Source organism: Brevibacterium sp. R8603A2 (assembly GCF_023072605.1).
Lineage (GTDB): Bacteria > Actinomycetota > Actinomycetes > Actinomycetales > Brevibacteriaceae > Brevibacterium > Brevibacterium pityocampae.
In genome coordinates, this window is the sequence record NZ_JALLGN010000006.1 from 122,844 (window position 1) to 142,452 (window position 19,609).

Below are 19,609 nucleotides of genomic sequence, written 5' to 3' on the forward strand. Positions count from 1 at the left end.
CGGGCCCGTCCGGGAGCATCATTCAGCTGCTGATCGTGGCGAGGACCTGGCCCTCGTTCACCTCGTCGCCGGCGGAGAGCTCGGCGAGCGCCACGGTGCCGGCGGCCGGGGCGACGACCGGGGATTCCATCTTCATCGCCTCGATGACGGCGATCTCGTCGCCGGCGGCCACCTCGGCGCCGTCCTCGACGCTGAATCGCACGAGCGAGCCGGTGTACCCGCACGTCACCTCCGTGCCCCCGGATCCCGGGCCCGAGGCGCCCGCTCCCCCGGTGCCCTCGGCCCCGGAGCCGTCCGCGCCGGATCCCGCACCCGAGGTGCCCGCCTGACCGGCACCGCCCGTTGCCTCGCCCGAACCGCCGGCCGGGTCGCCGGTGCCGGCCGCGGCGCGGAGCACCTCGGCGGGGAGGACGAGTTCGTGGCGCTTCCCGTCGAGCTCGATGGTGAGGCGGGTGCGCTCGGCGTAGGACTCCGCGGCGTCCTCCCCGGCGGCGGCCAGGCCCGGCTGGTACACCGACTCGATCCAGCCGGTGTGGACGTCGAGGGTGTCGCCGGTGAAGTCGGGGTGGTCGACGACCTCGCGGTGGAAGGGGACGACGGTGCGCACTCCGGTGATCTCGAGCTCGGCGAGCGCGTCGCGGGCGCGGGCGAGCGCGACGGCGCGGCTGGGGCCGTGGACCACGAGCTTGGCGATGAGGGAGTCGTAGGAGCCGGGCACCACGGAGCCCGAGCGCACCCCGGAGTCCACCCGGATACCGGGGCCGGTGGGCGCGGCGAAGACGGTGACGGTGCCGGGTGCGGGGACGAAGCCCTGCGCGACGTCCTCGGCGTTGATGCGGAACTCGAAGGCGTGGCCGGCCGGCTCCGGGTCCGCAGCGAGCGACAGCGGCCCGCCGGCGGCGATCCGGAACTGCTCGGCGACGATGTCGACCCCGGTCACCGCCTCGGTCACGGGGTGCTCGACCTGGAGCCGGGTGTTGACCTCGAGGAAGGCGATCGTGCCGTCCTCGGCGAGGAGGAACTCGACGGTGCCGGCGCCGACGTACCCGGCGCGCGCACACACGTCACGGGCGCCGTCGACGATCCGGGAGTGCTGCTCGGCGGTGAGGAACGGGGCGGGCGCCTCCTCGACGAGCTTCTGGTTGCGTCGCTGCAGGGAGCAGTCGCGGGTGCCGAGCACCACCGTGGTGCCGTGGGTGTCGGCGAGGACCTGCGCCTCGACGTGACGGGGGCGCTCGAGGAACTTCTCGACGAAGCACTCCGCGCGGCCGAACGCCGCCTGTGCCTCGCGCCCGGCCGAGGCGAACGCCTCCTCGATGTCCTCGACCTCGTTCACGACCTTGAGGCCGCGTCCGCCGCCGCCGAAAGCGGCCTTGATGGCGATCGGCAGGCCGTGCTCGGCGGCGAAGTCGCGGGCGGTCTGCCAGTCCTCGATCGGGTCGTCGGTGCCCGGCGCCAGGGGTGCGCCCGCCTCGGCGGCGAGCCGACGCGCGGTGACCTTGTTGCCGAGCAGGTCGATGGTGTCCGGGGACGGGCCCACCCAGGTCAGCCCGGCGTCGATGACGGCGCGGGCGAAGTCGGCGTTCTCGGACAGGAAGCCGTAGCCGGGGTGGATGCAGTCGGCCCCGGCGCGGGCGGCGATGTCGAGGAGGGCGGGGACGTTCATGTAGGTGTCGGCCGCGCTCGTGCCCGGCAGCGCGTAGGCCTCGTCGGCGATCTCCGCGTGGAGGGCATCCGCGTCGAGCTCGCTGTAGACGGCGATCGAGCGGATGCCGAGGTCGCGGGCGGCGCGAGCGATCCGCACGGCGATCTCACCGCGGTTGGCGATGAGCACGGCGGTCAGCGGGGCGGGGGCGCGGGTCATGAGGGGTCCTCGGGGTCGTCGTTCGGGGTGGCGGTGTCGGGTCGGACCGGGTCAGCGGCTGCCGGCCCGGCGGCCGCAGCGGAACCGGTCGCGGCCTCGGCACCGGCAGGGTCTTCGGAACCGGCAGTGCCTTCGGAACCGGTGGCGGCCTCTGGCCCGGCGGCGGCGAGCGGGGTGAGCGTGACGGGGTCCACGGGGGTGAACGTCACGGCGCTGCCGGGCGGGAGCTGGCCGGCGATGTCGAGGTCCTCGGCGACGACGGTGGCGATGACGGGGTAGCCGCCGGTCACCGGGTGGTCGGCGAGGAACAGCACGGGGTTCCCGTCGGGCGGCACCTGCACCGCACCGGTGATCATCCCCTCGCTCGCGAGCTCACCGTCGCGGGAGCGGGTGAGCGGCGCGGCGCCGTCCCCCGGCTCGAGGCGCAGGCCGATCCGGTTGGACCGGCCGCTGACCTGCCACGGGACCTGCGTGAAGCGGGCCTGCTCGGCGGCGTCGAACCAGTCGGCGCGCGGTCCCATGATGCAGCGCAGCACTGCCCGCTCACCGGTGACGCGCAGCGGGTTGGGTGCGGGTGCGGCGACCGCGGCGATCGCTCCGGTCTCCGGTTCGGGTGCGTCCGCAGGCGAGGTGCCCAGCGGGGTGGCGTTCACCGGGGCACCGGGCGCCGAGCCGGTCGTCGGTGCGGGCTCGCCGCCATTTCCGGCGCCGGCCGGTCGTGGCCGGTTGCGCACGCGCAGGGTGTCGCCGGTCCGGACCGGCTCGGGGCCGAGGCCGGAGAGCAGGTCGGTGGCGGCCGAGCCGAGTACGCGGTGGGCGGCGAATCCGCCGCGCACCGCGAGATAGGACCGCATGCCGAGGCGCGGGCCGCCGACCGTGAGCTCGTCGCCGGCCCGCAGCAGGAGCGGGTGGGCGAGCGGGTGCCGGCGCGGGTCCCCGGCTCCCGAGGCGCGGCCGGGCGCGACGGTCAGCGGCGCCTCGGCCCCGGTGACGGCGACGACGGTGTCGACGAGTGCGGTGACCCGCAGCCCGCCGATCGATTCGAGGACGGCGGAGGCTCCGCCGTTGCCGACGAGCCGGTTCGCCGTCCACGCCGAGGCGCGGTCGAGCACACCGGAGGAGGCCACACCGAGGTCACCGTAACCGGCCCGCCCGAGGTCCTCGATGAGGGTGAGCAGTCCGGCGTCCTCGACCCGGAGCACGGGTCGGCCGGGTGCCGCGGGCGCGGACGGGGCGACGGGCTGCGGGGGCGTCGCGGAGGCGTCCCCGCCGGGACGCGCCTCGGCGGGGGGCCCGCCGTTGTCGGATGATGCGGGCTCCGTGCCGCCCGGTGCCCCGACCCCCGCCTCGGCGGTGGGGCGCACGGCCCGGTAGCGCACGGTGTCGCCGGGGGCGATGAGAGCGGGAGGGTCGGCGGACTCGTCCCACATCGGGGTGTCGGTGCGGCCGATGAGCTGCCAACCGCCCGGGGTGCGCCGCGGGTACACGGCGGAGAACTCCCCGGCGAGCGCCACGGAGCCGGGCGGGACGGCGGTGCGCGGGGACTCTCGGCGGGGCACGTCCCAGCCGCCCGCGGCAGGGACGCAGTAGGTGAAGCCCGGCGCGAAGCCGCCGAAGGCACCCGTCCAGGTCTCCGCGGTGTGCTTCTCGACGAGCGCCTCCGGGCTGAGACCGAGGTGCTCGGCGAGCGGGGCGAGGTCCTCGCCGTCGTAGACGACGTCGAGGGTGATCTCCCGGCCGCCTGTCTGCGCGGAGGTCTCCGGCGCGAAGTCGCGCAGGAGCTCGAAGGCCCGGGTGGCGGCGTCCGGGGTGTGCGCGGTGAAGAGCAGAGTGGCGGCGGCGGCGACGATGCCGCGCTGTGCGAGCAGCGGGTCTGCGGTGAGGGCGGCGTGCCAGGCCATGACCGTGTCGAGGTCCGGGAGGTCGACGAGCACCGCACGGGTTCCGACCCGGTGGAGGGCCAGCGCGCCACCGGGTCCGGTCGAGCTCGGGTGGGTGCCGGGACTCGGCCCCGGACCGGAGGGGCTCAGGCCCCGGTCGGAGGGGCTCAGGCCCCGGTCGGAGGGGCTCAGGCCCCGGTCGGAGGGGCTCAGGCCCGGGTCGGAGTCTCCTGGCGGGGTCGGTCCGGCGGGGCTCATAGGAAGCTGCGGATTTCGATGCCGGCGTCCTGCAGGGCGCCGACGATGCGGCGGGCGAGCTCGACGGAGCCCGGGGAGTCGCCGTGCACGCATAGGGACTCCGCGTCGATGTCGATCGTGCTGCCGTCGCGGGCGAGGAGCGTGCGCTCCCGGGCGAGCTGCACGACGCGGGCGGCCACCGCGTCCGGGTCGCTGACCACGGCGTCGGATTCGCGGCGGGAGACGAGCGTGCCGTCGGGGTTGTAGTTCCTGTCCGCGAACGCCTCGCGCACGGCGCGCAGCCCGGCCTGCTCCGCCTTCTCGATCGCGACGGCACCGGGCAGCAGCAGCACGGGGAGCTCCTGGCTGAAGGCCCTGATCCCGTCGATGACAGCCTGCGCCTGCTCCTCGTGGTGGACGATCGTGTTGTAGAGCGCGCCGTGGGGCTTGACGTAGGTGACCGCGGTGCCCTTGGAGCGGGCCAGCGCGTCGAGGGCGCCGATCTGGTAGAGCACCTCGTCGGCGAGCTCGGCGGGATCCATGTCGATGAAGCGGCGGCCGAAGCCCGGGATGTCGCGGTAGCCCACGTGCGCGCCCACGGCGACCCCGCGTGCGGCGGCCGCCTCGACGGTGCGGGCGATGTCGTGCGGATCGCCGGAGTGGAAGCCGCAGGCGACGTTGGCGCTCGACACCACCTCGATGATCGCGGCGTCGTCGCTCACGGGATTGCCGCCGACGGATTCGCCCAGGTCGGAGTTCACATCGATGGCGGTCATGATCATCATCCCTCTCGTCGGGCGGTGAAGGCTGCCCGCGATTGTTGAACAATCCTAGCGCGGAATGAGGCGTGCGTCACGGGATCGGGTCACCGGCGCCGAGGTGCCGAGGTGCTCCATAGCCTGGAAGCTTGACCGCATCCCCACATGAATACCCGGACAGTCCTCGAGCGCATGCTCTACCTCGCGGTCCCGTTCGGGTTCTTGATCAGCGCCGGGCTCCTCGCGATCGCCTGCCGCTCGGCGTGGGCCGCGGTCGGCATCCACAGCGGCTTCCATGTGGCCTCGGCCATCAACCTCGCGCTCGGCCCCACCGCCGACGGGCCCGGCATGTGGCTCACCGCCGGCCCTGCACGTCATCGTCAGCGTGGTCGTCGCGCTGCTCATCCCCCGCAGCCGCTGGGCCGAGGCCGGGGAGCTCAGACCGTGCGGCCGTTGCACCTCATGAATACTCAAAACCCCCGGCGATCCTCTGATTCCAGAGAGTCTCGGGGGTCTTGCGAAAAACGCGGAGCCGGTGGGATTTGAACCCACGGTCCCCAATTCAAGGGACTCCACCTTAGCAGGGTGGTGCTTTCGGCCGCTCAGCCACGACTCCATCTGCCGCGCCGCGCGCGACCGACACAAGACTACTCGACCCGGTCCCGAGGCGCCAAAGCGATCACGGACCGGCCCGCCTTCTCCCGGGCCCCGACCGCTCCTCGATCCGCACCTCAGCCACTGCCTCACGCAGGACCGCACCTCCCGCACCGCGGCAGGGCACGACGGTGCCGCGCCTTACCGCGCCCGCACGTCCACCCCGCACCCACCGGGATTACACTGTTCCCACAGAGTCGGGCCGTACACTCGGGCTTCGACCATTGCACTGTTGTCGACCGTCGCACGTTCCCAGCCGGGTCGGGCTCCGCTGAGCCCCGCCCGCCGCGGGTGCCTCTCCGGCGGCGATCCAGCCCCACGAGGAGTCCGCACTTGGCGCAGAACGACACCGGGAGCCCCGACCAGCGCCCCGACGGCGACCCGTCGACTCCCGCCTCGTTCCGCGCATCCAAGCGCCCCCGCCTGCGCGGCGACTCCCAGGCCTCCGGGCGCCCGACCCTCTCCGGCTCGTCCACGCCCGAGGCGCGCCGCCGCTCGACGCAGGGCTCCCCCGCCCCTGCCGGCGGGTCCGATGCTCCGTCTGCGGCGTCACGGGACACCGCACCGAGCACTCTGCCGCCCCTGCCGGCGACCCGGCATGCCAACGCCCAGCGGCGTTCCGACTCCCCGCGCCACTCCACCCAGGTGAAGAAGAGGTGGCCCCGCAGCCCGGAGGCGAAGCGAGCCGCCGGTCCCGGCGCGGCCGCAGCTGCCGGCACTGCAGCCGGCGCCGGAGCTGCCGCTGGAACCGCTGCAGGTGCCACTGCGCAGGCCTCCGGCGCTGCCGTTGCCGGCAGTGCGGCAGGTCCTGCGGCAGCAGCCGCAGGCGCTGCTGCGGCCTCCCCCCGCCGCGCTGCCCGGGCGGCGGACGCAGCCGGTACCTCGCGAGCGGCCGGCACCTCGAGAGCAGCCGGCACCCCAGCCCCCCACTCACGCGACACCTCGCGGTCAGCACCGGATCGCGGCGACGCGTCCGCCCGAGCCCGCGGCACCTCGCGCACGGCTCCGCTGTCCGCGTCCCTCGCCGCGGCCGCCCGCGAGGAGAATCCGAGCCCGCGGCGCTCGAACCGGCGAGGCGACGGCTTCCCCCACATCGTCGGCTGGACCGCGCTCGGCACTCTGATCCCCGGCCTCGGCATCGTGCAGGCCCGCAGCTCGCGTCTCGGCTGGGGGCTCTTCATCGGCTTCTTCGGCGTCATCCTCGCCCTCATCGCCTACGTCATCTACCGCGGCCCGCTGCGGGCGGCGAGCCGGATCGTGTCGAGCCCCAACCTCCTCAACATCACCGCGGTGCTGCTCGCCGTCGCCGCAGTCGTGTGGCTTGTCGTCATCCTCCGCACCTACCGGGAGCAGCGCCGCGGCAGAGCCCTGCGCGCCGGCCAGAAGACGCTCGGCGCGATCCTCGTCACCTCCCTCGTCCTCTGCGTGGGGATCCCCCTTGTGGTCGGAGCGAGCTACGCCCGCGTACAGAGCGACACCGTGGCGAAGGTGTTCGGCAACACCGGCGCGGCCGTCGTCGACAAGGACGAGCTGTGGGCGGACACGCCTCGCATCAATGTCTTCCTCATCGGCAGGGACACCGGTGAAGGCCGCGAGGGCACCCGCCCCGACACCATGCTCATCGCCTCCATCGATACGCACTCCGGGGCCACCACGCTCATCTCCGTGCCCCGCAACCTCGGCCTGCCGATCTTCCCCGAGGGCTCGCAGCTCGCCTCGGTGTTCCCCGACGGGTTCAACGCCTTCGGGTACTCGGAGAGCATGATCAATGCCGTGTGGACCTGGGCCGAGGAGTACCCCGAGCAGGTGGGCGACACCGGAGGTCTCGAACCCGGGATGTACGCGACCATGCAGGCGGTTGAGGGATCGCTCGGGCTCGAGCTCGACTACTGGGCCTCGGTGGACATGAAGGGATTCGAGGACGTCATCGATGCGATCGGTGGAGTCGAGATCGATGTCGAACGCCCGATCCCGATGGGCGGCGGCACCAGCCTCGCTACAGGTGTGAAGAACGAGGTCTTCGACTGGATCGCTCCCGGCCCGCAGACGCTCGACGGGTTCCAAGCGCTGTGGTACGTCCGCTCGCGCGAGGGCAGCGACAACTACGACCGGATGTGCCGCCAGCAGCGCATGCTCAAGACGACGATCGCCCAGATCGACCCGCAGGAGATCGCCGTCGCCTACCCGCGGCTCGCCGGCAGCGCGGGAAAGAACATCGCCACGAGCATCCCGCAGGAGCAGGTCAACGCCTTCATCGAGCTGGCGGTCGCGATGCAGCAGTCGGAGATCAAGTCCGCCCAGATCAACAACGACGTCGTCAACACCACGCAGCCGGATTTCGACACCCTCCACCAATGGGTGCAGGATCAGGTCGATCCTCAGGAGCCGAGCCAGGCCGAGGAGGATGCCGCTGAACCGGCTCCGGAGGAGACGGAGAAGCCGGAGGAGGCGGAGAAGCCGGAGGAGGCGGAGAAGCCGGAGGAGACGGAGACGCCGGAGGAGACCCCTGAACCCACCGAGGAGCCGCCCCCCGGTGTCGAGGACTCCGCCGGCAAGTGCTTCCCGAAGGGTTACGAGCCCGGCGACCCGTGGCCGGGGTATCCGGGGAACCCCGACGCCCCCGCGGGCACCGAGCAGGGAACGGGTGCGGGCGCCGGCACCGGAGCCGGTCAGTGACGGACGAGGCGCCCTACCGGATCGCGATCATCGGCGCCGGGCCGCGCGGCCTGAGCGTGTACGAGCGGCTCGTCGCTCTCGCCTCGGCGAAGGGCCCCGAGGCGCTCGCGCAGCGCCCCCTCGAGATCCACCTCGTCGACCCGTTCCCTCCGGGACCCGGCATCGTGTGGCGCACCGACCAGGACCCGAACCTGCTGATGAACACGACGATCGGCGAGCAGACCGTGTTCCCCGACCCGAGCTGCCGGGTGTCGCCGGACTCCACCGGTCCGGACATGGGCACGTGGTACCGCGAGCGCGGCGGGACGGCCGACCCGGCGAGCACCTTCGGCTCCCGGGCGCTCTACGGCGAGTACCTCGAGTGGTCCTACGAGCACATCCGCACCTCCGCCCCGGCCCATGTCACCACGATCCACCACCCGCAGCGGGCCACCGCGATCGTCGAGCCCGCGGGGATCGATCCGGCCGGCGCCGAGGTGCGCGATCGGACCCAGCTCGTGCGCCTGACCGACACCACCACGATCGCCGCCGACGCCGTGGTCCTGGCCGTCGGCCACATCCCCTCCGAGCTCGCCGACGAGCGTGCCGCCTTCGCCCGGTTCGCGCGCTCGGGCCGCCTGACCTACCTTCCCCCGGGTCTGCCCGCCGAGGCGCCCGTCGACCGCCTGGCTCCCGGTGAGCGTGTGATCTTCCGCGGCTTCGGACTCAACTACTTCGACCTGCAGACGATGCTCACCGTCGGCCGCGGCGGCCGGTTCGAACCGCGGGAGCCGGCCCGCGCCGGGAGCACGGGCGCCGGCGATGCCGGGGATACCGAGGATAACGGGAATGACGGGAACGACGCCTCGGGCTCCGGCGCGGCACCCGGCGCACTCGTCTACATCCCCAGCGGCCGCGAACCGATCCTCGTCCCGTCCTCGCGCCGCGGGGTGCCCTACCGGAGCAAGCCGATCACCCCGGCCCATCCGCTCGCCGACCACCGGCTGCGCGCCTTCACCCCGGAGAACGTCGCACGCCTGGCCGGCCCTGAGGAGGCGCTGCTCTTCAACGACCAGCTGTGGCCGCTCATCCTCGCCGACCTCCGCCACGCCTGGTACTCCGCGCTCGCGCGCTCCGAGCCGCAGGCGTTCGCCACCGACCCCGGCCGCGTCACCGAGGCGCTCGCCGAGGGCGTCGACCGGCATCTGAGCCGCCGCGCCGCCGCCGAGGTCCGCGAATCCGATCACCGCCCCGGCCGCCTGACGAGTGCGTCACCGGCCTGGTCGGCGATCGAGCGCGAGGTCCTCGCCGATCCGTCCCGCGCCCTCGACCTCCACGAGCTGCTCCGTCCCCTCGAGGGCGCGCGGTTCGCCTCCCGCTCGGGCGGGCACGGCTCCCTCACCGAGTGGATGCTCGACTTCCTGCGGGCGGACCTCGCCGCGGCGCACCTCGGCCCCGAGCGCTCCCCGGAGAAGGCGCTGTTCGCCGTACTGTGGGCCGCGCGCGCCTATCTCAAGGAGCTCGTCGCCGCCGGCCGGATCGCACGGGAGAGCTTCGTCGCGGAGGTGCGCGGCTGGTTCGAGGACTTCGTGTCCGGCATCTGCGACGGTCCGCCGCCGCAGCGCTACGCGGAGCTCATCGCGCTCACCGAAGCCGGGCTCGTCGAATTCGTCGGGCCCGAGGTGCGGATCACCACCTCGCGCGCGGACGAGCAGGCGGTCTTCCGCGCCGTCTCGCCGGCCGTCGACGCCCCGGTGACGGCCTCCGCTCTGGTCGATGCCGCCTCGCCGGCCAACCAGATGCGCTACGCCGCCGACCCGCTGATCTCCGGGATGCTCGAGCGCGGTCAGCTGGCGGTGGCGACGCACGAGGATTCCAGCGGACGGGTGCAGCCGCTCAGCGGCATCGCCGTCGCAGGGCCCTCCCACCGCACCGTCGATGAGCACGGTCGGGTGCACCCGCACCGGTACTGCCTGTCGATCCAGCTCTCGGCCGTGCAGCTGGGGCTGGCGATCGCGGCGAACCCGGGACGGCGGGCGCAGTCGCTCGTCGACGCCCACCGGATCGCCGAGGATGTCCTCGCGTCCGCCCGCAGCTGAGGCGCACGGCGCCAGACCGGTCGGGGGCCTGCGGGAGCGGGGCTGCGCCTGAGCAGCCCGGCCGCATCTGAGCATCATTGCAGAACTGCAGAACTGCAGAACTGCAGCATCTGAGGCTCTTCGCAGTCGTCGACCTGCCGTTACCGCTCGAACTGCCACTTCTGCTCGGTCTGACCATCGACCTGCCACTTGTGCTCGATAATCCGGGTCGTATCGGAGCACAGATGGTAGGTCGACGAACGCGTCGAGCACAGATGGCAGGTCGATGACGCGGGCACTGCCGCCCCGAGCACTGATGTCCCGGAGACGATCGCTCTGAGCACTGTCACTCCCGGTCACGACCGCGTGAGACCTCGATATCCGAAGGTTCCGCTCTCAGGAACCTTCGGATATCGAGGTGTCAGGCGGGGACGAGGCGGGAGGCCTGGCCGGCCGTGAGCGTCCGCTTCCGGGCCACCGCGATGATCGCCGCGCCGGTGCCGATGACGAACCAGCCGAACAGTCCGGCCCACGCCGCCCCCAGGCCCGGCGCTCCGGTGGCGATCGCGGTGACCCCGTCGAAGGCCGGGGTGAGCGGCAGGAACGGTGCCACGGCCTGGAAGAAGTCCGGCGTCGCACCGAGCGCCCGGCCGGCGACGGCGAGCACGACGAGCGCCACCGACACGAAGCGACCGACCCCGCCGAACCAGGCGACGAGCGCGTAGTTCACCACCATGAATACGATCCCGGCGAACATCGCGAGCACGAGCAGCGCGGTGAGATCGAAGAAGTGGAGCTCGAGCACGATCTGCCCGACGAACGTGAGGATCACCGCCTGGATGACCGCCACGAGCAGCCCCGGCAGCAGGCCCCGGGCCATGATCGCCCACGACGGCTTCGGGGAGGTCACGGCGGTCGCCGACACGGCGCGCACGACGGTGTAGGTGATGAGCGCACCCAGCCACAGCGCCATGACGAGCAGCAGCGCGATCGTCGAGGCCGGCGAGATCGAGCCCAGCAGCCCGTCGTCGGCGGCGACCGGCTCGGACACCGCTTCGGCGAGCGCATCGCGCTCGGGCGCGGTGTAGGACGGGATCTGGTCCTTGCCCTCGTCGAGGCCGTCGGCGAGCTGGCGGGTGCCCTCGGCGAGCTCGCCGGTGCCCTCGTCGAGCTCCGTCAGACCGGTCGCCAGGTCGCCGGCTCCGGTGGACAGCTGGCCCACCCCGTCGGTGTAGGCGCTGAGCCCGGTGGTGAACTCCCCGGCCCCGGCGGACAGCTCGTCGGCGCCGTCGGCGAGCTGACCGGTGCCGTCGGCCAGCTGCCGGGCGCCCGAGGCGAGCTCACCCGTGCCGTCGGCCAGCTGGTCGGTGCCGTCGGCGAGCCGAGAGGCGCCGTCGGCCGAGGCGCCGATCCCGTCGCTCAGGTCCCCCATGCCGTCGGCGAGCTGGTCGGTGCCGTCGGCCAGGCCCGAGGCGCCCTCGCGGAGCTGCCGGGAGCCGTCGAGGAGCTCATCGGAGCGGTCGGTGAACTCGGCGAGGCCCTCGACGAGCCCGGTGAGCGCGGTGCCGAGTCCGGAGGCGAGCTCCTGCACCCCGTCGTCGAGCTGGGAGGCCCCGTCCTCGAGCTCGTCGAGCCCGGAGTTGATCGACTGCCCGGTCCGCGGGTCCTGCTGATCGAGTCCCGCCGAAGCGCCCTCGAGCGCGCCGGCGGTGCCGGAGAGCAGACCGGTGACGAAGGCGCGCTCCGTCCCGGCGCACACCTCGGCCGGTGTGCCCTTGGGGCACAGCTGGGCGCGGGTGGCCTGCGCCTCGGACTTGGTCATGAGACCGGCGGCGACGAGGTCGTCGAGCTTCTCCGCGGAGCCGGCGAGGTTCCCGGCGGCCGCCGCCTGGTCGTCGAGGCCCTGCTGGTACTCCCCGAGCCCGTCGTTGATCCCGGCGATTCCGTCGGCGAGCTGCGAGGAGCCGTCGGAGAGCTCGTCGAGGCCGTCCGTGAGGTCCTCGATCGACCCGTCCTCACCACCGGTGTCGAACTCGCCGAGCTGGCGGACGAGCTCATCGATGCCGCCGGTGTACTCGTCGACGCCCTCGGACAGCTGGGAGGCGCCGTCGGCGAGCTGCCGGGTCTGATCCGGCAGGTCCGCGGTCTGATCCCGCATCTGGCCGAGCCCGTCGGACAGCTCATCAGCGCCATCGGCGAGCTCACCGGCGCCCCCGGCGAGCTCTTCGGTGCCGTCGGCGAGCTCGTTCGCACCGCCGGACAGCTCACGTGCTCCGGTGGCGAGGCCGCCCGCGCCGTCGGCGATCCCGTTCGCCCCTTCGACCAGCGGGCCAGAGCCGGCGTCGAGCTGCTCGGCGCCGTCGGCGAACGCGGTCGCGCCCTCGGCGGCGTCCCCGGTGCCCTCGGAGAGCTGCTCGGTGCCGTCGGCGATCTCGCCGGCGGCGTCGGCGACCTCGCGGAACTGCTCGCCTATGTCGTTGAAGCCCAGGTAGATCTTGTCGAGGTACTGGGAGGTGAAGCCGGTGTTGAACTGGGTCCGGGCGACCTCGGCGATCGCCTGCCCGATCGTCGCGTCGGCGAGCGGGGACACCTGGGAGGAGGTGACGTCGATGGTCGCCTGGCGGGCGAGCAGCGGGTCGTCCTCGCCGCTCGACATCACGGCGCGGGAGAACCCCTCGGGGATCGTGATGACGGCGGCGTACTCGCCGCTGGCCAGGCCGTCGGCGGCATCCGCGTCGTCGGACAGCACCCATTCGAGGTTGTCCTCCTCGGAGTCGACGAGCCCGGCGGACAGCTGCCGGCCGAGCGGCACGGTCTTACCGTCGACCTCGGCGCCCTCGTCGTTGTTGACGACCGCGGCGCGCACGGAGTCGAGCCGGTCGTTCGCCTGCCAGGCGGCGAACACGAACCCGGCGGCGATGATCACCGGGACGAGGATGAGTCCCAGGATCGAGATCCAGGTGACGGGACGGCCGGTGTCGGCGCGTTCGAACAGTGCCATCAGCGGGTTCCTCCGATGAGTTGCGTGTGGTCGGTGTCGCCCCGGGGGCCGTCTGCCGGTCCCGCGTCCCCGGGGTCGGCGGGACGGCCGCCGGCCGGTCCGGATCCTCCGCGGCCGGGGGACGCACTGGGAGCGGAGACCGGAGCGCGGCGGTGGTCGTCGAGGTCGAGGAAGGTGTACGAGGTGCGTGCCGGGACCATCCAGTCCGCCTGTGGGTGGCTGACCGCGAGCACGACGGCGGAACCGGCGTCCACTGCTGCGGCGACGAGCGCGGTGACGAGGCTCGCGGACTCCGGATCCGCGGGCTGGTCGGCGCGATCGACGACGAGCAGCGCGGGCGGGTCCTGGGCGAGTGCGCGCAGGCGGGCCGGGCCGGCGGTGAGTGCGGGGTCGGCGGCGCTCACGACGATGAGCGGGGTGCGGGAGCGGACTCGGCCGGCCTGCTCGGGCATGACCTCGCGGCCGATCTTGAGCTCGCCGCGGTCGAGCGGCAGCCGGCCGGACAGTGCGAGGAGCAGGTGGCCGGACCCGCGGCCGGTGGCGACGAGCACCTCGCCGGGTAGGAGCGCGACGTCGATGCCGTCGAACAGCGGGCCGGAACCGGCCCCGGCGGCGTCGAGTCCCAGCCCTTCGCCGTACACCCGGTACGGGGAGTCCGGCTGCGGCCAGTCGCGCAGCGCCACCTGGTGGAAGAGCCCTTCGCCCTCGACGTCGAAGTGGGGCATGATCCGCTCGAGCCACTTCGGCAGCCACCACGCATGCTTTCCGAGGAGCGCCATGACGGCAGGGACGAGGGTCATGCGGACGATGAACGCGTCGACGAACACGCCCACGGCGAGCGCGAGCGCGATCGACTTGATGCCCGCCTCGCCCACGGGCACGAAGGCGCCGAACACCGAGATCATGATGACCGCGGCCGCGGTGACGACGCTCGCCGAGCCGAGGAAGCCCTTGCGGACTGCCTCACGTGCGCCCGCGCCGTGGACGTAGGCCTCGCGCATGCCGGAGACGAGGAACAGCTCGTAGTCCATCGCGAGGCCGAACAGGATGCCCATGAGGATGATCGGAAGGAAGCTGATGACCGGTCCGGTCTGCGCGATGCCCATGGCCGACGACAGCCACCCGTCGTGGAACACGAGGACGACGGCGCCGAACGCGGTGACGACGCTGAGCAGGTAGCCCACGGTCGCCTTGATCGGCACCCAGATCGAGCGGAACACCATGGTCAGCAGGATGACGGAGAGGCCGACGACGAAGATGCCGAAGGGCAGCAGAGCCTTGCCGAGCTGGTCGGACACGTCGATCGCGACGGCGGTGTAGCCGGTGACCGCGGTGTCGAAGCCGTAGTCGTCCTCGATCTGCGGGGCGAGACCCCGAAGGTCCTCGACGACCTGGTTGGTGCGGTGGTCGTCGGGCGCGAACTCGGGGATGATCTGCACGATCCCGGTGTCGGCGGTCCGGTTGGGGGTGGCCATGACGACGGAGTGGACGCCGTCGACGGCCTCGATGTCCTCGGCCAGGGACTCCATGTCGCCGAGCGGGTCGGTGGAGGAGATGATGCCGGCCGTCATGACGAGCGGGCCGTTGAAGCCGGGCCCGAAGTTCTCCTCGATGAGGTCGTAGCTCTCCTTCGCGGGCGTCCCGGCCTCCGCCCCGCCGTTGTTCGGCAGGGCGAGCTCGAGGCGCTGGGCGGGAATCGCGAAGAGGCCCAGGCCGACGATGATGATGACGACGGTGAGCGCCGGGACCTTCGTCGCGACGGTCTCCCAGGCGCCGAACAGCCGCCGGTCGAGGCGCGGCTTCTCGGTGCCGTCGCGGCGCGCCTTCCCGGGCTTGGGCCGCAGCTTCTCCCCGCCGAAGCCGAGCAGGGCCGGGACCAGGGTGACGGCGATGAAGACGGCGATCGCGACGGTGATCGCTGCGGCCACGCCCAGCACGGTGAGGAAGGGGATGCCGGCGACGCTGAGGCCGACGAGCGCGATGATCACCGTGGTGCCGGCGAACACGACGGCCGAGCCCGAGGTGGCCGTCGCCCGGGCGGCGGCCTCCTCCGCGGAGTGCCCGTCTGCCATGAGGTCGCGGGCCCGGTAGATGATGAAGAGCGCGTAGTCGATGCCGACGGCGAGGCCGAGCATGAGGGCGAGCATCGGGGTCGTCGAGTTCACCACGAAGAAGCCGGTGGCGAGCACGATGAGGACCATGCCGATCGCGACGCCGAGGATCGCGGTGACGAGAGGCATGCCGGCGGCCCGCAGCGAGCCGAGGGTGAAGAGGAGGACGACGAAGGCGACGACGACGCCGATGGCCTCGACCCATGACAGGTGCACCCCGGTGACGCCGAACAGCTCACCGCCCGGGGAGGCCTGGGTGCCCTCGGGCAGGTCCGCGACGAGGGCGTCGGTGGCCTCGGCGAGGGCGTCCTTGACCGGGTCGCCGAGCTCGGCGACCGCGCCGTCGTACTGGATGTTGACGAGCGCGGCCCGGTCGTCGTCGGAGATCACGCCCTCGATTCCGTCCATGAACGGCGAGGTCGCTGAGTTGACGGAGTCGAGTTCGCCGAGGTCGTCGGCGAAGTCCTCGAGGGCGCTGCGGTAGGGCTCGGCGGTGATGTCGTCCCCTTCGGCGGCGACGACGACCACCTGCGCGGCGGTGCCGCTGACCTCGGGGAAGGTGAGGGCGAGCGAGTCGAGTGCCTGCTGCGACTCTGAGCCGGGCAGGGTGAAGTCGTCGTCGAAGTCACCGGCGAGCAGGCCGGCGAGGCCGCCGAGCACGACGAGCAGGGCCACCCAGATCGCGGCGACGGTCTTCCGGCGCCGGAACGCGGCCCGCCCGAGTTCGTAGAGAAAAGAGGACACGACACCACTCTCGATACGGAAATGTATTGGATACAGTTGTGTATTATTCTGGGCCGGAGGCCGGATGGCAAATGGACCGAGCAACAAGGACGTGAGGAATCGATGAACACCGTGGACCGCTGCGAGGCCGCCCCCGCAGCACAGTCCGCGCAGCCCCCCGGCGACGGCTCGTCCGTCGTTGCGGCGGCAGCTGCCCCGGCACCCGCCGCCGAGTCGATCTCACCGCGTCGGCTGCGCACGCGGACCAAGCTCATCGAGGCCGCGATCCCGTTGCTCGTCGCCAAGGGCGTCGCGGGCACCTCGATCAAGGAGTTCGCCGAGGCCGCCGGGATGACGCGCGGCGCCTTCTACTCGAATTTCGCCTCCCGTGACGCGCTCGTCCTCGCCGTGTGCGACTCCGGGATCAAGCGTGCCATGGACCGCGTGAACGAGGCCGCCGAGTCCGGTCTTGACGAGGTCGCCGATTCGATCGGCACCGCGGACCCGCAGCGCCTCATGGAGCTCGCTCTGGAACGCTTCTTCATCGAATACCCGGAATCGGTCGACTGGGTGCTCGCCGAACGCGAGATCCACCTCCACGCCCTGCGCGTCCCCGAGCTGCTCGACAAGTACGAGGAGCTGCTCGCCGCCTATTTCCAACAGTTCGCCGCGGTCATCGATACAGTGCTCGACCGGCTGGGCGGTCGCACGACGATCCCGGCGGCCGCTCTCGTCGAGCTCCTCGCGGTGGTCGTCAAGGAGGCCTCGGTGAAAGCGATCCCGGAGTGGCCCGGCACCGGCCCGCTGATCATCGACCCGCAGCCGACCTTCCGGATCCTCCGGGCGTTCGTCGTCTTCGACTGAGCACTCGTGCACTCGTCCCTGCCCACGCTCCCCTGAGTGTGCTCCGCTGAGTGCGCTCCCCCGCCAGGCCCCGGACGGGCTTTTGGCCACTAGGGTGGTGGGCATGACCGACGCGAACCCCACCGACCCGAACCCCACCGCCCAGGGCTCAGCTGGCCCTGAGCCTGCGGTCCAGGACCCTGCGACTGTGAGCACGCCCGACACGAGCGAGGCGGCCGGAGGCGCCGCGCCCAGCACGGCCGACGCCGAGGCGAAGCGCGCCGAGTTCCGCGCCTTCCTGTCCAACATGCCCGTCAAGCTGGGCTCGTTCGTCGAGGCCGTCCTGCCGCGTGCGATCACCGTCGGTGAGGACGGCGAGGAGAGGGAGTTCCGCAAGGACTTCTCCCCGGCCTCCCTGCCGTGGGTCGAAACGTTCGCGCTCACTCGCCTGCCCTCCCCGGCGGCCGTCGCGGCCGCGGAGAACCAGCCGTTCTCCGAAGGGCTCGTCCGCTACGTCGGCGAGACCCTGCTCCGCACGGTGGGCGGCACCTGGGACATCGACCCGGACGGTGGGACCGGCCATGGGATGCCCTTCATCCGGCCGGATTCGCCGGCCGGGGAGGCCGCCGGAACCCCGATCTCGCTCGTCGGACTCCTCATGACCGCGGTGCAGGAGCGCCGCGGCGACACCTTCGTCACCGCGCTGGCGAACGCGCTCGCGGAGTTCGGCGAGCAGGGCACGCCGAACCGCTCGAGCACGGGCATCGACCTCTCGGCCGGCGGGGAGCGCCCCTCGCAAGCGGAGCAGGACCACCTCGACGCCTTCCTCGGCGGGGTCGAGCCGGTCATCGCCGCGTGGATCCACGAGCAGGGCGGCGGGATGGAGGCCTGGGCGTACGGCCGTGCAGCGCTCGAGCGCCTCACAGCGGACCTGCGGGAGCGCTACTCCGATGCGGAGGCGATGACCGGCCAGGACGAGCAGGCCTACCTGGCCGGTGCGGTGCGCTACGTCGGCGAGGTGATCCGGCGGGCAGGGTTCGGCACGTGGCGATTCGCGGCCGAGGTCCCTGCCGACGACCCCCGTTCGGGCCAGCCGTTCGTCCGGTTCGCCGGCGGCGATGCCGACGGCGGCGCGGAGGGCTTCGATGTCGTGCCGTGGCAGCTCATCCGGGACGCCCTCACCGACGATGACGCCCTCGTGGCCGCGTACGACCGGGCTGCGGCGACGGTCTAGCCCGGAGCGGTCGCCCCCGCGTCACTTCGTGGGACGGCATGACCGATGCCGGGCAGTCCGAGAGCGCCGGCGGCATCCCCCGCCGGCTCAGCGCACCCTCAGATCTCCGGGTGGCGCAGGTGGTGGCCGGTCGCGGCCTCGAAGGCGTGTGCGACGCGCAGCAGGTCGACGTCCCGGCCGGGGGCGGCGACGATCTGGATGCCGACCGGCAGCCCGGAGGCGGTGAAACCTGCCGGCACGGAGATCGCCGGGCACCCGGTGGCGGAGATCAGGGTCGCCGAGCGCATCCAGTCGAGGTAGGTCTCGAAGGGCACCCCCTCGATCTCGGTGGGGTACTCGATCCCCGCGTCGAAGGGCAGCACCTGCGCCATCGTGGTGACGAGGATGTCGTGCTCGGTGAAGTACTCCGCCACGTCCTCCCGCAGCCGCGCGCGCGCCCGGTCCTTGGAGATGATCTCGTCCGCGGTGAGCGCGAGCCCGCGCTCGGTGTTCCACACCACGGCCTCCTTGATGTCCGCACGCCGGGACCGCACGAGTTCGCCCCAGTTCAGCGCGAAGTCGTAGGCCCGCTGGGTGTCGAACACCTCGTCGGCGTCGTCGAGCCGGATGCACGCCTCGCTCATCTGCGCCCCGAGCTCCTCGAACACCGGGCCCGCGGCTCGCACGATGTCGAGCACTGCCGACTCGACCCTGACGCGCCCCGCGAAATCGGGGGCGAAGCCCACCCGGAGTCCGTCGAGGTCGGGCTCGTACCGGGCACCGAGCCGGAACTCGGGCAGGTCGAACACCGTTCCGGGCTCGTCGATCGATCCGGGTCCGCGCGGGTCGGGCCCGCACGCGGCCTGCATGAGGAGCGCGACGTCGCCCACGGTGCGCGCCATGAAGCCCGATTGCGAGAGCCAGGACCATGGGTCCTGCGGTGGCACGTGCGGGAGCCGGCCGTTCGTCGGGCGCAGACCGACGACGTTGTTGAAGGACCCGGGGATCCGCAGCGATCCGCCCATGTCGGAGCCGTCTCCCGAGGCCTGGATACCGGCGGCGATCACCGCGCCCACGCCACCGGAGGAGCCGGCCGCCGACCGGGACGGGTCGTAGGGGTTGACCGTCGTGCCGAACAGCGGGTTGAAGGTGTGGGAGCCCGCGGCGAACTCCGGGACGTTGGTCTTGCCCGTGGTGTTCACCCCCGCGGCTCGGAGCCGGGCGATGACGAGCGAGTCGGCATCCGGCACGTTGTCGGCGAACACCGGCGAACCGAAGGTCGTGCGCATCCCCTCCGTGCTGTGCGTGTCCTTGTGCGTCATCGGCACCCCGTGGAGCAGCGGCAGCCGCTCACCGGCGGCGTAGGCGCGGTCGGCCTCCACCGCCCGGGCGAGCGCGGCCTCGGCGTCGAGGGTGACGACGGCATTGATGGTGGGGTTCACCTCGGCGATCCGCTCGAGATGGTCGTCGGCGGCGTCGACGGCGCTGAGCTCACCGGTGCCGATGAGGTGGGCGAGTTCTCGGGTGGACAGCCAGGTGAGCTCACTGGTCATTGTGCGCCTTCCTTCGGAGCGGGTTATCGTTCGCGAGTG

General features: G+C 72.5%; 10 protein-coding genes and 1 tRNA gene. 4 read left to right on the plus strand and 7 right to left on the minus strand.

Going from position 1 to position 19,609, the window contains the following annotated elements; all coding sequences use genetic code 11:
- Window positions 1-22: 22 nt before the first annotated feature.
- The 4 genes from MTQ12_RS07655 to MTQ12_RS07670 form a co-directional block, all read right to left on the minus strand.
- Window positions 23-1,864 (minus strand): biotin carboxylase N-terminal domain-containing protein, encoded by a 1,842-nt coding sequence (locus MTQ12_RS07655; RefSeq protein ID WP_247425553.1) that lies wholly within the window; start codon window positions 1,862-1,864, stop codon window positions 23-25.
- On the minus strand, window positions 1,861-4,002 hold the full coding sequence (locus MTQ12_RS07660; protein WP_247425555.1) for a carboxyltransferase domain-containing protein: 2,142 nt from the start codon (window positions 4,000-4,002) through the stop codon (window positions 1,861-1,863). Before MTQ12_RS07660 ends, MTQ12_RS07655 begins: the two co-directional genes overlap by 4 nt.
- Window positions 3,999-4,757, minus strand: coding sequence for a 5-oxoprolinase subunit PxpA (locus MTQ12_RS07665; RefSeq protein ID WP_137318168.1), 759 nt, complete (start codon window positions 4,755-4,757; stop codon window positions 3,999-4,001). Before MTQ12_RS07665 ends, MTQ12_RS07660 begins: the two co-directional genes overlap by 4 nt.
- A 509-nt stretch (window positions 4,758-5,266) precedes the next feature.
- Window positions 5,267-5,355, minus strand: a tRNA-Ser gene (locus tag MTQ12_RS07670).
- A gap of 371 nt (window positions 5,356-5,726) precedes the next feature.
- Here MTQ12_RS07670 and MTQ12_RS07675 point away from each other — a divergent pair.
- Both MTQ12_RS07675 and MTQ12_RS07680 read left to right on the plus strand, forming a co-directional pair.
- On the plus strand, window positions 5,727-8,069 hold the full coding sequence (locus MTQ12_RS07675; protein ID WP_247425557.1) for an LCP family protein: 2,343 nt from the start codon (window positions 5,727-5,729) through the stop codon (window positions 8,067-8,069).
- On the plus strand, window positions 8,066-10,147 hold the full coding sequence (locus tag MTQ12_RS07680; protein ID WP_247425559.1) for an FAD/NAD(P)-binding protein: 2,082 nt from the start codon (window positions 8,066-8,068) through the stop codon (window positions 10,145-10,147). Before MTQ12_RS07675 ends, MTQ12_RS07680 begins: the two co-directional genes overlap by 4 nt.
- 400 nt (window positions 10,148-10,547) lie before the next feature.
- Here the strand turns inward: MTQ12_RS07680 and MTQ12_RS07685 are convergent, their stop codons facing one another.
- On the minus strand, window positions 10,548-13,127 hold the full coding sequence (locus MTQ12_RS07685) for a YhgE/Pip domain-containing protein (RefSeq protein ID WP_137318170.1): 2,580 nt from the start codon (window positions 13,125-13,127) through the stop codon (window positions 10,548-10,550).
- Window positions 13,127-15,982, minus strand: a complete 2,856-nt coding sequence (locus tag MTQ12_RS07690; protein ID WP_247425561.1) for an MMPL family transporter — start codon at window positions 15,980-15,982, stop codon at window positions 13,127-13,129. The genes MTQ12_RS07685 and MTQ12_RS07690 overlap by 1 nt, the downstream gene beginning before the upstream one ends.
- 102 nt (window positions 15,983-16,084) lie before the next feature.
- Between MTQ12_RS07690 and MTQ12_RS07695 the strand changes: the two genes are divergently transcribed.
- Together MTQ12_RS07695 and MTQ12_RS07700 are read left to right on the plus strand one after the other, a co-directional pair.
- On the plus strand, window positions 16,085-16,825 hold the full coding sequence (locus MTQ12_RS07695; protein WP_175406801.1) for a TetR/AcrR family transcriptional regulator: 741 nt from the start codon (window positions 16,085-16,087) through the stop codon (window positions 16,823-16,825).
- Between the two features lie 103 nt (window positions 16,826-16,928).
- On the plus strand, window positions 16,929-18,038 hold the full coding sequence (locus MTQ12_RS07700) for a hypothetical protein (RefSeq protein ID WP_137318173.1): 1,110 nt from the start codon (window positions 16,929-16,931) through the stop codon (window positions 18,036-18,038).
- A gap of 98 nt (window positions 18,039-18,136) precedes the next feature.
- Here the strand turns inward: MTQ12_RS07700 and MTQ12_RS07705 are convergent, their stop codons facing one another.
- Window positions 18,137-19,570, minus strand: coding sequence for an amidase family protein (locus MTQ12_RS07705; protein WP_137318174.1), 1,434 nt, complete (start codon window positions 19,568-19,570; stop codon window positions 18,137-18,139).
- Between the last annotated feature and the right edge of the window lie 39 nt (window positions 19,571-19,609).

Bases quoted from the DNA above. Each gene is read 5' to 3' on its own strand.
- MTQ12_RS07705 (WP_137318174.1), bottom strand. From the start codon at position 19,570: ATGACCAGTGAGCTCACCTGGCTGTCCACCCGAGAACTCGCCCACCTC.
- MTQ12_RS07695 (WP_175406801.1), top strand. From the start codon at position 16,085: ATGAACACCGTGGACCGCTGCGAGGCCGCCCCCGCAGCACAGTCCGCG.
- MTQ12_RS07685 (WP_137318170.1), bottom strand. From the start codon at position 13,127: ATGGCACTGTTCGAACGCGCCGACACCGGCCGTCCCGTCACCTGGATC.
- MTQ12_RS07665 (WP_137318168.1), bottom strand. From the start codon at position 4,757: ATGACCGCCATCGATGTGAACTCCGACCTGGGCGAATCCGTCGGCGGC.
- MTQ12_RS07660 (WP_247425555.1), bottom strand. From the start codon at position 4,002: ATGAGCCCCGCCGGACCGACCCCGCCAGGAGACTCCGACCCGGGCCTG.
- MTQ12_RS07655 (WP_247425553.1), bottom strand. From the start codon at position 1,864: ATGACCCGCGCCCCCGCCCCGCTGACCGCCGTGCTCATCGCCAACCGC.
- MTQ12_RS07700 (WP_137318173.1), top strand. From the start codon at position 16,929: ATGACCGACGCGAACCCCACCGACCCGAACCCCACCGCCCAGGGCTCA.